Annotated in this window: 11 protein-coding genes; 3 read left to right on the forward strand and 8 right to left on the reverse strand. The window is 75.0% G+C overall.

Annotated features, from left to right (window positions below):
* Positions 1 to 9: 9 nt before the first annotated feature.
* Positions 10 to 1,245 (forward strand): neutral zinc metallopeptidase, encoded by a 1,236-nt coding sequence (locus tag ACTG9Q_RS08395; RefSeq protein WP_455572083.1) that lies wholly within the window; start codon positions 10 to 12, stop codon positions 1,243 to 1,245.
* A 12-nt stretch (positions 1,246 to 1,257) separates the two neighbouring features.
* Here the strand turns inward: ACTG9Q_RS08395 and ACTG9Q_RS08400 are convergent, their stop codons facing one another.
* The 4 genes from ACTG9Q_RS08400 to ACTG9Q_RS08415 all read right to left on the reverse strand — a co-directional run bounded on the left by ACTG9Q_RS08400 (position 1,258) and on the right by ACTG9Q_RS08415 (position 9,320).
* Entirely contained in the window at positions 1,258 to 1,668 is a 411-nt protein-coding gene (locus tag ACTG9Q_RS08400) for a hypothetical protein (RefSeq protein ID WP_455572084.1), read from the reverse strand.
* A 29-nt stretch (positions 1,669 to 1,697) separates the two neighbouring features.
* On the reverse strand, positions 1,698 to 2,759 hold the full coding sequence (locus tag ACTG9Q_RS08405) for a potassium channel family protein (RefSeq protein ID WP_455572085.1): 1,062 nt from the start codon (positions 2,757 to 2,759) through the stop codon (positions 1,698 to 1,700).
* Between the two features lie 107 nt (positions 2,760 to 2,866).
* Entirely contained in the window at positions 2,867 to 6,136 is a 3,270-nt protein-coding gene (locus tag ACTG9Q_RS08410) for an ATP-dependent helicase (RefSeq protein WP_455572086.1), read from the reverse strand.
* Between the two features lie 55 nt (positions 6,137 to 6,191).
* Positions 6,192 to 9,320, reverse strand: coding sequence for an ATP-dependent helicase (locus ACTG9Q_RS08415; RefSeq protein ID WP_455572087.1), 3,129 nt, complete (start codon positions 9,318 to 9,320; stop codon positions 6,192 to 6,194).
* Between the two features lie 120 nt (positions 9,321 to 9,440).
* Here ACTG9Q_RS08415 and ACTG9Q_RS08420 point away from each other — a divergent pair, with 120 nt between their 5' ends.
* Together ACTG9Q_RS08420 and ACTG9Q_RS08425 are read left to right on the forward strand one after the other, a co-directional pair.
* A complete protein-coding gene (locus tag ACTG9Q_RS08420; RefSeq protein ID WP_455572088.1) occupies positions 9,441 to 10,190 on the forward strand; it encodes an alpha/beta fold hydrolase in 750 nt (249 codons plus the stop codon).
* Positions 10,187 to 10,474 carry an MGMT family protein gene (locus ACTG9Q_RS08425; RefSeq protein WP_455572089.1) on the forward strand — a complete coding sequence of 96 codons (288 nt, stop codon included), beginning with the start codon at positions 10,187 to 10,189 and terminating at the stop codon, positions 10,472 to 10,474. The genes ACTG9Q_RS08420 and ACTG9Q_RS08425 overlap by 4 nt, the downstream gene beginning before the upstream one ends.
* Before the next feature lie 56 nt (positions 10,475 to 10,530).
* Here the strand turns inward: ACTG9Q_RS08425 and ACTG9Q_RS08430 are convergent, their stop codons facing one another.
* The 4 genes from ACTG9Q_RS08430 to ACTG9Q_RS08445 all read right to left on the reverse strand — a co-directional run bounded on the left by ACTG9Q_RS08430 (position 10,531) and on the right by ACTG9Q_RS08445 (position 13,905).
* Positions 10,531 to 10,719, reverse strand: coding sequence for a hypothetical protein (locus ACTG9Q_RS08430; protein ID WP_455572090.1), 189 nt, complete (start codon positions 10,717 to 10,719; stop codon positions 10,531 to 10,533).
* A 326-nt stretch (positions 10,720 to 11,045) separates the two neighbouring features.
* Positions 11,046 to 12,023 (reverse strand): pirin family protein, encoded by a 978-nt coding sequence (locus ACTG9Q_RS08435; RefSeq protein WP_455572091.1) that lies wholly within the window; start codon positions 12,021 to 12,023, stop codon positions 11,046 to 11,048.
* A gap of 83 nt (positions 12,024 to 12,106) precedes the next feature.
* Positions 12,107 to 12,778, reverse strand: coding sequence for a sirohydrochlorin chelatase (locus tag ACTG9Q_RS08440; protein WP_455572092.1), 672 nt, complete (start codon positions 12,776 to 12,778; stop codon positions 12,107 to 12,109).
* On the reverse strand, positions 12,775 to 13,905 hold the full coding sequence (locus ACTG9Q_RS08445) for a uroporphyrinogen-III synthase (protein WP_455572093.1): 1,131 nt from the start codon (positions 13,903 to 13,905) through the stop codon (positions 12,775 to 12,777). The genes ACTG9Q_RS08440 and ACTG9Q_RS08445 overlap by 4 nt, the downstream gene beginning before the upstream one ends.
* Between the last annotated feature and the right edge of the window lie 21 nt (positions 13,906 to 13,926).

Raw genomic sequence — 13,926 nt, forward strand, 5'->3', positions numbered from 1 at the left:
GAACTGACGATGACGCAGCCGCCGCCCGGCCCGTGGCAGCAGCCCGGCAGGCCGCCGCACCAGGGCGGGTACCGGCCGCCGATGCAGCCGCCGATGCCGATGCCGCCGCCACGCCCGGTGGCCCCGCCGCCCTACGCGCGTCCGCTGCCCCCGATGCCCCACTATCCACAGCAGACCTATCAGCAGCCCCACCAACAGCCCTACGGCTACGCCCCGCCGCCGTGGCCGCACTACCGGCCGGTGCCGCGCAAGTCGAACGCGGGCCCGGTCATCGCGGTGTCGGTGGTCGCGGTGCTGATCCTCGCCGCGGGCCTGGTGGGCACGCTCAGCGTGGTCGCCGACTCCGACCCGGTCGACGATGTCGGCTACGCGTCCCCGTCCTCCACCGCGTACGAGTACTCCTCCTACGCCCCGTACTCCACCACGGCCTACACGACGGCGACCACGACCTCCGAGTACACGACCACCGAGACCACGACCGCGGAACCCACCACCACGGCACCGACGACCCCCGCGGGTCCGAAGCCGGTGTACGCCTTGGCGGACAACCCGATCCACAGCGCGAGCAACGGCGCCAACGTCGTCACCTGTCAGCTCCCCGCCTGGCGCAGCGACCCCAAGAGCGCCGCCGCGTTCTTCACCGCGGCGCTGCCCTGCATGGAGCAGGCGTGGGCGCCGGTGATGGACCGGGCCGGGCTGCCGTACTCCACCCCGGGGCTGGAGTTCCCGAGCGGGACGCGGTGGAGCAGCCCCTGCGGCGGGGGCAGCGCCGCGACGTGGTCGGCGTTCTACTGCGGCCAGAACAACACGATCTACATGCCCTTCGACGGCCTGCAGACCGACCGCAACGGCAACCGCGCGGGCAAGTACCTCTCGGTGTTCTCCCACGAGTTCGCCCATCACATCCAGGCGATCTCCGGCATCAACGCGGCCTACTGGGACGCCCGCTACGAGGCGGGCGACCAGACCGCGGCGGGCCTGGAGCTGTCGCGCCGCTCGGAGTTGCAGGCGCAGTGCTTCGGCGGGATGTGGTTCGCGGGCGCGCAGCACGGCGGCGGCTCGATGAGCGACGCGGTCATCCGCGACATGCTCGCCGACGGCTACGAGCGCGGCGACTGGCAGCAGGGCGTGCCCCGCGACCACGGCTCCCCGCAGAACTACGGCGCCTGGCAGGAGCACGGCTTCACCAACAACCGCACGGCCCCGTGCAACACGTGGGCAGCGGGTTCGGAGCACGTCTCCTAAAGACCGCGCCTCTTAAAGACCGCGCCGGTAGAGCACGACGTAGCCCGCGCCCGCGAGTCCGGCGAAGACCGCGAGGACTCCCCCGAGGACGCGCGCGTCGGTGGTCGCCCCCGACCGGGCGCCGCCCAGGTGCACGCCGTCGTCGGTGACCGTCAGGGGGACTTCCTCGCCGTCGCGGTGCCCGCACGCGTCCAACTCGGCGCGCACCGGCGGGCCGTCGCGCCGGTACTCGACCTCCTCGGGGCGCGTTCCGTCGGCGCAGGAGACCGCGACCGTGACCCGCCCGGTCGTCTCCCAGCCGCGCGCGGTCGCCGACCAGAGCCGGTACGCGCCCGCCACCGAGAACAGCACGGCCACCAGGACGCTCAGCAGCGCGACCCCCGCCACCGCGGCGGGCGTCCGCAGTTCCGGCGGCACGCGCACCCCCGGATCGTCGCACTCCGCGCAAGCCCTCAGTCGGAGGCGGGCGTGACCTTGCGGATGTAGAGCAGGCGGTCGCCGCGCTCGATGGCGTCGGCGTCGGCGGAGTCCACCCGGAAGAGCTTGCCGTTGCGGACGATGCCCAGCACGATGTCGGCCAGGTGCCGCGGCGACCCGCCGACCTCGCTCTCCTCGACCTCGCGCTCGGAGATGGCCAGGCCCTCGCTCGGGGTGATCAGGTCCTCGACCATGTCCACCACGGTCGGGGTGTGCGTGGCCATGCCCAGCAGCCTGCCCGCGGTCTCGCTGGAGACCACGACCTGGTTGGCGCCGGACTGGCGCAGCAGGTGGACGTTCTCCGTCTCGCGCACCGCGGCCACGATCTGCGCGTTGGGGGCCAGCTCGCGGGCGGTGAGCGTGATCAGCACCGCCGAGTCGTCCCGGCTGGACGCCACCACGACCGAGCGGGCCCGCGGCACGCCCGCGACCCGCAGCACGTCGGAGCGGGTGCCCGAGCCGTGCACGGTGACCAGCCCGAGCAGCGAGGCCGCGTCGAGCATCCCCTGGTCGGTGTCCACCACGACGATGCGGCTCGGGTCGAGCCCCTCGGAGAGCACGGCGCTCACCGCCGAGCGCCCCTTGGTGCCGTAGCCGACGACCACCACGTGATCCCGCACCTTCGTCCTCCACCGTTGGATCTTGAACGCCTGCCGGGACCGCTCGGTGAGCACCTCGAGCGTGGTGCCGACCAGCACGATCAGGAACAGCACCCGCAGTGGGGTGATGACCAGGATGTTGATGAGCCGGGCCCCGTCGGTGAACGGCGTGATGTCGCCGTACCCGGTGGTCGAGAGGGAAACCGTCGCGTAGTAGAAGGCGTCAAGGAACGTCACCCCGTCCCCGTTGGAGTCCTTGTACCCGTCCCGGTCCAGGTAGACGATCAGCACCGTGGCGAACAGCGCCAGCAGCGCGCCGACGACCCTGCGCATGATCGAGGTGATCGGGCTGATCAGCGCGGTGGGCATCCGGATGACGCCGACCAGACCGTGCTCGCTCCGCTCGTTCAGCGCGCCAGTGATTTTGAACCGAGTCATCGGCCAGGCCCCCGAGCGATCCGCGTCACGGCCGAAGGTTAACCCCCGCCCGGCCCCGACGGTGGCCAGGGTGGCGGTATCGACCAGGCGATTGCCTGGTCACGACCTCATGCGAGCGGCACCGACCGCAGCAGGTCGCGCAGGCCGTCGCTGTCCAGGAGGTCGGCGGGGCGCAGCGTGCGGTCCCCGCGGACGTAGTGGAAGGCGGCGCGGACGTTGTCCGGGTGGACCCCGACCAGGTCCGCCCAGGCCAGGCGGTACGCGGCCAGCTGCACGGTGAGGGCGGGCAGGCGATCCGCGTCCGGAAGGGCGCCGGTCTTCCAGTCGACCACCGTCCACCCGCCGTCGGGGTCGCGGAAGACGGCGTCCATGCGGCCGCGGATGGCGAAGCCGTCGATCTCGGTGGCGAAGGGGACCTCCACCTCGTGCGGCACGCGCTCGGCCCACGGCGAGCGCAGGAACGCCTCCCGCAGGGCGTCGAGGTCCTCGTCCGGGGCCGCGTCGTCGTCTGCGGCGCCGGGGAGCTCGTCGAGGTCGATCAGGGCCCGGGAGCCGAAGCGGCGTTCCAGCCAGCTGTGGAAGGCGGTGCCGCGGCGGGCCACCGGGTTGGGCGGGAAGGGCAGGGGCCTGCGCAGCCGCCTGGCCAGCGCGTCGGGGTCGGCGGCCAGCTCGACCAGCTGGCTGACCGAGAGCTGCTCCGGCAGGGTGACCTGCTCGCGGCGGGCCGCCGCGGCGGCGCGTTCGGCGAGCAGGACGTCGGTGTCGCGCACCCAGCCGTCGGGGTCGTCGGGGGGGTCGTCCGGGGCGCTGCCGAGGACGGCCAGTTCGGCGCGCACCAGCTCGGCCCCGGCCACGACGTCGGTGCGGCGGTCGCCGAGGGGGTCGGCAGGCCACTGGGCGGACCTCACCGTGGCCACCAGGGGGTTGTCGGCGTCCTCCGCCGGCGCGGGCTCCCACAGCTCGACCACGTCGTGGTCCGCGGCCCCGACGAACGCGGCCAGCTCGGTCAGGAACTCCGAGGGCCCGCGGGGCTTGCCGCCGGTGCGCCCCCACCAGTGCCCGGACACGATCAGGGCGCGCTCGGACCGGGTGAGCGCGACGTAGCAGAGCCTGCGCTCCTCCAGCAGCGCGCGCTCCGCGAAGGCCGCCTTGTGCTCCTCCAGCAGGTTCTCGACTTCCTTGCGGTTGGCCGCGCCCGCCAACCGCAGCACCGGCAGGTCCTGGGCGTCGCCACGCAGCTCGGCGGGCAGCTCGCTGACCGAGGTCAGCCAGGACCCGCCGCGGCGCCCGGTCGGGAAGACCGAGTTGACCAGGTGCGGGACGGCGACGATCTCCCACTCCAGGCCCTTGGCCGAGTGCACGGTCAGGATCTGCACCCGGTCATCGGCCACCTCGACCTCGCCGGGCTCCAGCCCGTCCTCGGCGTCCTCGGCGGTCGCCAGGTAGTCCAGCAGCGCGGACAGGCTCGCCGACGGGCTGGCGCGCGCGTAGTCGGCCACGACGTCGGCGAAGGCGTCCAGGTGCGCCCGGCCCGCGCCGCCGCGCCGGGCGGTGGCCTCGATGTCGAGCTGCATGGTCCGCTCGACGTCGGCCACCAGCTCCGGCAGCGGCTGGTCCAGCCGACGCCGCAGGTTGCGCAGCTCGTTGCCCAGCGCGCGCACCCGCCGGTACCCGAGGTCGGAGTACGCCACGCGCTCGCCGGGGTCGTCGATGGCGTCGACCAGCCCGGCCTGCTCGGCGCCCTCGCCGGGCATCGCGTCGAAGGGGCCGGAAGCCTGCCGCGGGGCGTACGCCTCCGACAGCGACTTGGCCCGCGCCCACAGCGCGGCGAGGTCCGCGGCGCCCAGGCGCCAGCGCGACCCGGTCAGCAGCCGCGCCGCCGCCGTGCCCGCCAGCGGGTCGATGAGCACCCGCAGCGCGCTGACCAGGTCGCGGATCTCCGGCTCGTCCAGCAGGCCGCCCAGCCCGACGACCTCCACCGGCAGCCCGCGCTCGCGCAGCGCCGTGGCCAGCTCGGCCATGTCCGCGCGCCTGCGGACCAGCACCGCGGCGGTCGGGGCCGTGCCGTGCTCCTGGACGGCGGCGTGCCAGCGGTCGGCCACCTGGTTGGCCACCCACTGCACCTCGGTGTCCACGTCGGCCAGCAGGGCCAGCCGCACGTCGCCCACCGGCGCGCCGTCGCGGGAGCGCAGCTCGTCGACCTCAAGGCCCTGCGCCCGCAGCGGCTCGGAGATGGCGTTGGCCAGGTCCAGGACCTCGGCGGGGTTGCGGAAGCTGGTCAGCAGGCCGTACTTCGCCGCGGGCACCAGCGTGGCGCCCACCCGGCGCGGGAAGTCCGTGGCGAACCGGGGCAGGTTGGCCGCGCTCGCCCCGCGCCAGCCGTAGATGGCCTGTGCCGGGTCGCCGACCGCGGTGACGGTCATCGGTTCGGCGTCCGGATAGGACAGTGACGAGCCGAACAGCGCGCGCAGCAACACCCGCTGGGCGTGCCCGGTGTCCTGGTACTCGTCCAAGAGGACCGCGCCGTAGCGGGCCCGTTCGCCCGCCACGACTTCCGGGGCCGTCTCGGCGAGGCGCGCGGCGAGCGACATCTGGTCGCCGAAGTCGACGGCGCCCTCCCGGCGCTTGCGCTCGGTGTATCCGGCCACCAGGGACAGCAGCGCCACGCGGAACCGTTGCGTCACCAGGATTTCCTGGAGCTTCTGGGTCAGCTCCTGGCGCTGGCGGGGCGCGCGGGGCGCGGACTCGATGGCCGCGCACAGCTCCTCCGCCGAGCGCCGCAGCGCGTCCTCGTCCACCAGGTGCTCGGCCAGCTCGCCCGCGAGCGCGAGCACCCGCTGGGTGATCGTGGCGGGCACCAGGTCGGTCTCCAGGTCCTGGCCCCAGGTCCCGACGACCCGGTGCGCGGCCTGCCAGGACGCGGTCTCGGTGAGCAGCCGCGCGCCCGGCTCCACCGGCAGCCGCAGGCCGTGCTCGGCGACGAGCCTGCCCGCGTACGCGTGGTAGGTCAGGATCGTCGGCTCACCGGCGTAGACCGCGGCGCGCCGCTCGCCGGACGGGTCCAGTTTGTCCAGCACGGCCGCGCCCGCCAGCCTGCGCAGCCGGGCCCGCACGCGGTCGGCGAGCTGGCGCGCGGCCTTGCGGGTGAAGGTGAGGCCCAGCACCCGGTCAGGGGTGACCAGCCCGTTGGCGACCAGCCACACCACCCGCCCGGCCATCGTCTCGGTCTTGCCCGCGCCCGCGCCCGCCACCACCAGGGCTGGCTCGGTGGGCGCGGCGATGACCGCCGCCTGCTCCCGGGTCGGGGCGGTGATGCCGAGTTCGTGGGCCAGCTCGGCGGGGCTGACCAGCGCGAGACCGGGAAGGGGGAGGCTCATGTCCGGTCGCTCACGCGTTCGAGACTACCGCCGGGACTTCTCATCGCCCTGCCGGTCATTCGGTGACTTGGCGGCCACTGGAATTGAGCGGGCACGCGGTCCGCACCGGGCACCGCGGACAGTCGGGGTTCTCCATCGCGGCGTATTCCGGGCCCACCGTGGACTGCGCGGCCTCGCGCACGACCTTCAGCCAGTGATCGAGCGCCTCGCCCTCCAAGGGCGCCTGGCCGCGCTCGGTCGCCTTGCCGCGGCTGCGCTTGGCCACGTAGAGCAGTGTCGCGCCGCCGGGCTCGGTGGCGAGCCCGTCCTGCTTGAACGCCCCGTACGCCACGGCCAGCTGGTACACCGCGAGCTGCGGGTTCTCCCGGGCGTCGTCCACGCTCACCGGCGACTTGCCGGTCTTGATGTCGACGATCACCGGGCGCCCGTCCGCGTCGGCCTCCACCCGGTCGACCCGCCCGCGCACGGTGACCCCGTCGGGCAGCTCGACGGTCACGTCCCGCTCGACGGCGACCTGGGTCAGCTCGCCGCGGGTGGCCTGCATCCACTCCAGGAAGGTGTCCACCATGGCCCGCACGCGCCGCTGCTCGCGGCGCGAGAACCACGGCGCGCCCGCGTCCACCGACGACCACGCCTTGTCCAGCTCGCTCATCAGCTGCTCGCGCGAGGCGCCGGAGGCGGCGGCCTGGGCCAGGGCGTGCACGAGCGTGCCCGTCACCGCCGCGAGCTCGGCCGGATCGGACCCGCCGTGCCGTTCCACGAGCCACCGCAGCGGGCACTTGACCAGCACCTCGACCACCGACGGCGACACCCGCACCGGCTTGTCCGCCTCGCGCAGCGGCACCAGCGTCGACATCTCCGGCAGCCCGTACCACTCGTCCGGGTGCGCGCCGGGCACCCCGGCGTCGGCCAGCCGGGCCAGCTGCCGCGCCGCCAGCCCCCGGCGCCCGGGGTCGGCCGCGCCGTCGCAGACGACCTGCCGCAGCTCGCCGACGAGGTCGGCCAGCACGAGCGCGCGCTCGGCCTTGGCGACCGGCACCAGCTCCTCGGCGTCCTCGGCTGCCACCCCGGCGACCTCGGCGAGGAACCGCGAGGGCTGCTCCTCCTCCCCGCGCACCGCGCTGACCAGCAGCTTGCGCCGGGCCCGGCTGGCGGCCACCAGCAGCAGGCGGCGCTCCTCGGCCAGCAGCGGCGCGGTGGCCGAGACCTCCTCGGTCAGGTCGACGCCGGAGAGCACGTCCACCATCCGCTCGACGCCGAGCAGCGACCCCCGCAGCCGCAGGTCGGGCCAGGCCCCCTCCTGCACGCCGGGCACCGCGACGACCGTCCACTCGCGACCCGCGGCGGCGTGCGCCGTCAGCACCGCGACGGCCTCGCCCCGCGGCGCGCTGGCGGCCAGCGTGTCGCCCGCGATCCGGTGTCCCACAAGGTGTTCGACGAAGGCGCCCACGCCGGAGCCGGGCAGCCGGTCGGCGTGGCGCTCGGCGGCGTGGAACAGGGCCACGACGGCGTCGAGGTCGCGGTCGGCCTGCGCGCCGACCGGGCCGCCGCGCGCCGCGGTCGCCACCCACCGGGCTTCGAGGCCGCTGCCCTGCCAGACCTCCCAGAGGACGCGCTCCAGCCCGATGTCCTCGGCGATCCCCTGGCGGGCGGCCTTCAGCAGGCCCGCCACCCGGCGCACCGGGCCGGACTCGGCGCTGTCCAGGGCGGTGAGCAGGTCATCGGAGTCCAGGACCTCGACCAGCAGCTCGTCGCTGGGCCGGTCCCCGCCCGCGGCGACCTCCAGCCTGCGCAGCCCGCGCCGCAACCGGCGCAGCGCCAGCGGGTCCGCGCCGCCGAGCTGCGAGGACAGCAGCAGCTCGGCCGTGGCCGGGTCCAGCTGCGCGGGGGCGGACGCACAGCGCAGCAGCGCCAGGAACGGCCTCACCGCGGGCTGCTGGGCCAACGGCAGCTCGTCCCCTGGCGCGGCCACCGGCACGCCCGCCGCCGCGAGCGCGCGGTGCAGCACCGGCACCGACCGGGTGGCCGAGCGGACCAGGACCGCCATGTCCGACCAGGGCACGCCGTCGATGAGGTGGGCCCGGCGCAGCTGGTCGGCCACCCAGGACGCCTCCGCGGCCGAGGACGCGTGCAGGCGCACCAGCACCGACCCGCCCTCGGCCTTGCTCCGGTCGGGCCGGACCCGGCCCGCGCCGGGCAGGCGGGCGGCCAGGTGGGAGACGGCCCTGCGCACCGCGGGCGCCATGCGGTGGCCGCGCTTGAGCACCACCGTGCCGTCGTCGGGCTCGATGTCGCGCAGCAGGCGCGCGTCGGCGCCGCGGAAGGACTGCACGCCCTGGTCGGGATCGCCCGCGAGGACGAACTCCCGGGCGGTGGAGCCCAGGATTCGCAGCAGCCGGAACTGCAGCGGGTCGAGGTGCTGGGCGTCATCGACGAGCAGGTGGCGCACGCGGGCGCGTTCGGCGCCCAGCAGGTCGTCGTCGGTCTCGAAGGCCAGCACGGCGCTGGCGACCAGCTCGGCGGCGTCCAGCGCGGGCGCGGTCGTGTGGGCGACACCGCTGTCCGCGGCGCCCTGCAGGAGCGTGACCTCCTCGTACTGCTGCCCGAACACGCCCGCGGCGACCCACTCGTCCCGGCCGTGCTTCTTGCCTAGTTCGACCAGGTCTTCCGGTCCCAGCCCGCGTTCGGCGGCGCGCAGCAGCAGGTCCCGCAGCTCCTCGGCGAACCCGGCGACGCCGAGCGCGGGCCGCAGCCGCTCCGGCCAGTCCCGCGCCCCGGTCTCGATGTCGCCGTCGAGCAGGTCGCGGATCACCGCGTCCTGGTCGGGGCCGGTGAGCAGCCGGGGGCCGGGTCCGCCGTGGATCATCGCCTGGATGCGCAGGACCGCGAAGGCGTAGGAGTGGACGGTGCGCACCAGCGGCTCGCGGACCGTGCGCGAGAGGCCCCGCTCGCCGCGCTCGGTGAGCAAGGCGGTGATCCGGGCGCGCAGGTCGGTGGCCGCGCGCCTGCTCGTGGTGACGACGAGCACGTGGTCGGGGCGGACGCCGCCCGCGATGCGGTCGGCGGCGGCCTCGGCGAGCAAAGTGGTCTTGCCGGTGCCCGGTCCACCGAGGACCCGGACGAAACCGTCGATTCCCCCGAGGACGCGCTGGGCGTCCTCGTCCCACCGCGTGGCGCGCCCCACTGCCGCAGGCCGTCGAACGAGCTGCGGGGCGAAGGGGGAGCTTCCGCCTGCCACGCGCCGATTGCACCACGCGGCCTCTGCGGACCCGCGCGCGGCACGCCCATGGAAGGATTGCCGACCATGGCCGACGCCCTGCACGTACACGAGTTCGGACCAGCCGACGGGCCCGTCCTGGTGGCGCTGCACGGCGTGACCGGCCACGGCGGACGGTTCCGCGGGCTCGCCGAGAAGCAGCTCGCCGGGTACCGGGTTCTGGCCCCCGACCTGCGTGGACACGGGCGCTCGACGGTGCTGCCGCCGTGGACGCTCGAGCAGCACGCCGCCGACGTGCTCGCCGTGATCGAGGCGCGCGGCCTGGACTCGGCGATGGTCGTCGGGCACTCCTACGGCGGCGTGGTCGCCCTGCACCTGGCCCGGCTCGCGCCGCGGCGGGTGCGGTCACTGCTCCTGCTCGACCCGGCGGTGTGCGTGCGCCCCGAGGACGCCCTGGCCAACGCCGAGAGCGCGGGCGACACGGTCGCCGACCGCGGGCAAGCGCTTGCCGCCCAGCGGGGCGACTGGCCATCGGCCACCGATGAGGCGGTCGAGGAGGAGGTCGCGGCGCACTGGACGCAGTCCGCGCGCGGGTGGCACCCGCGCTACTGCCCGCCCGCGATCGCGACGGCGTGGAGCGAGATGTGCCGCGAGGCCCCCGTGCCGCCGCCGGGCGTGCGCACGGTGCTCGTGCGGGCGGGGCAGGCGGACTACGTGGGCGCGGAGTACCTCGCCGGGTGCGGCGCCGACGTCGAGCTGGTCGACATCGACTGCGGCCACGTCGTGTACCTGGAGGAGCCCGACCGGGTCGGCGAGCTGGTGGCCGGGCTCGCGTGAACGAGGAACTCCACGAGCGCGTCCGCGACCTGGTGCGGTCGATCCCGCCGGGCGCCGTGTCGACCTACGGCGACATCGCGGCGCTGGCGGGCGCGTCGACGCCGCGGCTGGTCGGGCGCGTCCTCAGCGAGGACGGGCACGACCTGCCGTGGCATCGGGTGTTGAGGGCGAGCGGCACACCGGCGCCGCACATCCTCCGGCGGCAGCTGGAGCTGCTGCGCGCGGAGGGCGTGCTGGCCGACGGGGAGAGGGTCGACCTGCGCCGGTACCGCTGGGAGCCCTAGGGCCTGTCCTCAAACCCCGGTCGATGAGAGTCGCGATCGGGGTTTGAGGACAGGTCCTAGCCCGCGGTCCGGTAGCCGGCGTCCAGGCCGAGCATCTCCAGCAGGGTGGCGCAGTCCGTGGCGTCGTTGGCGTGGTCGGCTACCGTGCGCATGGCCTGCGCGCACTGCTTCGCGTGGTGCCGAGTCTCCAGCTCACGAGCCGCGGCACGGCCGATCACGGGGACCACTTCTTGGGCAAGCGTCATCGAATCCTCCTTGGGCAGGCCGCCGGGGAGAGCGTCGAGGTCGCTACGTGGAGCAGCCCACGGCGTAGCCTGCCGCGAATAGAATTCACTCTTTCAGGCAGAAGTGATCGACTCAACCCCCAAATAGCCCCACCTCGTACTGTTAGCGACGCGTTACTCGACGCAATCGGCTTTGCCTGTTCGCAATACGCAGCGACGTCGTTACTGAAATGACACAAAGAATGGGCCGTCCACTGAGGACGACCCATTCCCTGGTCCGATACCCCCGCGATGGCCGCCCACTTCCGTGAGGACCGCTCGCGAATCGCGGTTATCCGGGCACCCGGTTACCGCGACTCGTCGGCCGTGGTCCGGTGGGCGACGGGGATCTGGCCCAGCCTGCCCGCCTGGTAGTCCTCGAACGCCTGGACGATCTCCTGGCGGGTGTTCATCACGAACGGGCCGTAGCGCGCGACCGGCTCGTTGATGGGCCTGCCGCCGAGCACCAGGACCTCCCAGCCGGTGGGTGACCCGGGCTGGGTGTCGGCGGCGCGCATGGTCAGCGCGTCCCCGGCGCCCAGGACGGCGAGGGCGCCCTCCGCGAGCGGACGGGCCTCCGCGCCGACGGTGCCACGGCCGGAGAGGACGTACACCAGCGCGTTGTACTCGGTCGGCCACGGCATGGCCAGGCGCGCCCCCGGCGAGAGGGTCGCGTGCAGGTACGTGATCGGGGTGTGGGTCGCCCCCGGTCCCGCGTGGCCCGCGAGGTCGCCCGCGATCAGCCGGACCAGCGCGCCGCCGTCGTCGCTGGAGAGCAGCCGGGCGTCGGCCGCGGCGATGTCCTGGTAGCGCGGCTGGGCCATCTTCAGCGACCTCGGCAGGTTCACCCACAGCTGCACACCGTGGAACAGCCCGCCCTTGGCGACCATGTCCTGCGGCGGCATCTCGTTGTGCAGAATCCCTGCTCCCGCGGTCATCCACTGCGTCGAGCCGTCGGTGATGAGGCCGCCGCCACCGATGGAGTCGGTGTGCTGCATGGCGCCATCGATCATGTAGGTGACGGTCTCGAACCCGCGGTGCGGGTGCCACGGGGCGCCCTTGGCCTCACCGGGGCCGTACTCGACGGCGCCCATGTGGTCGAGCAGCAGGAACGGGTCGGCGAGGGAGAGGTCGACGCCGGGGAAGGGCCGCCGGACCTGGAAGCCCTCGCCCTCCAGGAACTTCTGGGCCCGCACGGTCCGGGTGACGCGCCGCCACGCGGTGGCGCGCTCGGGCAGGTCGGGCAGGCGGGGCAGGGTCAGCGTGTCCGCGGTGACGGCGGGCATGTCGCCTCCTCACGGTCGTGGCCCCCAGGGTTCGGTGGCGCTCAGCCCCGTCAACCTAGTTGCTGGCGCAATTATTCCGTGGGTCAGGCGGCGGTCGCGTACACGCGGGCCTCGACGTACCGGCGGACGACCAGGTCAGCGACCCTCGGGTGCGCGCCCAGCGGCGCGGCGACGACATCGGCGCCGCTGTCCAGCGCGGCCTGGTGGAACAGGCCGGGGGCCAGCAGCCAGGAGGCGACCGCGACCCGGCCGCGGGCCTCGGCCACCACCTCGGCGATACCGGGCGCGGCGGTGGCGGCGTGGCCCACGCGGACGGGGCCGCCGGTGCGGGCGCCGAGCAGGATCGCCGCCCGGCGGGTGTCGGCCAGGGCGCGCGGGTCCGATGAGCCCGCCGCGGCCAGGACGACGGTGTCCCCGGGCCGCCAGCCCGCCGCGGCGAGGCGCTCGTGCAGGGCGGCGACCAGGGTCGGGGCCGGGCCGAGGTGCGCGGTCACCACCGCGGCGCGCCCGGAGAGGGCGACCTGGGCGGGGACGTCGACGCGCACGTGGTAGCCGGCGGCGAGGAACAGCGGGACGACGACGGCCGGGCCGCGCACGGCGCGCAGCGCGGTCGTCACGTCCGGGGCGCGGACGTCGGCGAAGGCGACCCGGACGGGCACCTCGGGCAGCCGGTCGCGGACCCGCTCGGCGAGGTCGGCCACGGTGGCGGCGCCCGCTGGCGACCTGGTCCCGTGCGCGACGAGGACGAGGGTCACGCCGCGGTCACCGCCAGCCGGTAGCCGCGCTTGACCACGGTCTGCACCACACCGGTGACCCCGAGCGCGGCCCGCAGCCTGCCCACCGCCGTCTCCACCGCATGTTCATCCACAGTGGACTCACGGCCGGAGTGGCGGCGCAGCACCCCGGCCAGCGCGGGCCGGGACATGACCTTGCCCGGGTTGGCGGCCAGGGCGCGCAGCAGGGCCATCGGGGCGGGCGCGACCGGGCGCAGCTCGCCGTCGACGAGCACCGCCTGCCCGCGCAGCTCCAGCTCCCGCTCCGCGACCCGCACGCGGGTGGCGCGGCCGGGCATGGTGTCGCACAGCTCGCGGACGAGCGCGCCGATGCGGGCGCGGTCGGGCCACACGACGGGGACGCCGCCGCGGACAAGGGGTCCGGCGGTGATGGCGCCGACGCCGACGACCAGCACCCGCGCGCGCAGGGCGTCGAGCAGCGGCTCCAGTCGGCCGAGCCGGTCGGCGGTCTCCAGCACGCTGGCCGCCGCCGGGGCGCTGGTGAAGGTGACCGCGTCCACCTGGCCGGCCAGCACGGCCTCGATGAGCCGCTCGAGCGGCGCGGTGTCGAGCGGCCCGGTCCAGCGGTAGACCGGGATCTCCACCACCTCCGCGCCCGCGCCGCGCAGGGTGTCGACGAACTCCGGCAGCGGCTCGCCGTGCAGCTGGACGGCGACCCGCCTGCCCGCCACTCCCGTGCCCAGCAGGTGCTCCAGCAGCTCGGCGTTGGCCTCGGACTCCGGGGAGTACGCCTCGACCAGCCCGGCCGCGCGGACGGCGCCCTTGGCCTTCGGGCCGCGGGCGAGCACGTCCGCCCCGGCCAGCACCTCGCGCAGCCGCGGGCCGAGGCCCCAGCCCTCCGCGGCCTCCATCCAGCCGCGGAAGCCGATGCCGGTGGTGGCCACGACCACGTCCACCGGGCCGCTGAGCAGGCTCGTGGTGGCGGCCAGCAGGTCGCTGTCGTCGGCCAGCGGGATGATGCGGATGGCGGGGCCGTAGAGCACCTCGGCGCCGCGGCGCTCCAGCAGCGCGCCCAGCTCGTCGGCCCGCCGGGCGGCCGTGACCCCCACGGTGTAGCCGGCCAGCGGGCCGACTCGGGTCGTGGTCACGGCGCTCTCCTTCAGGAGCGC

The organism is Actinokineospora lacus, from assembly GCF_053813445.1.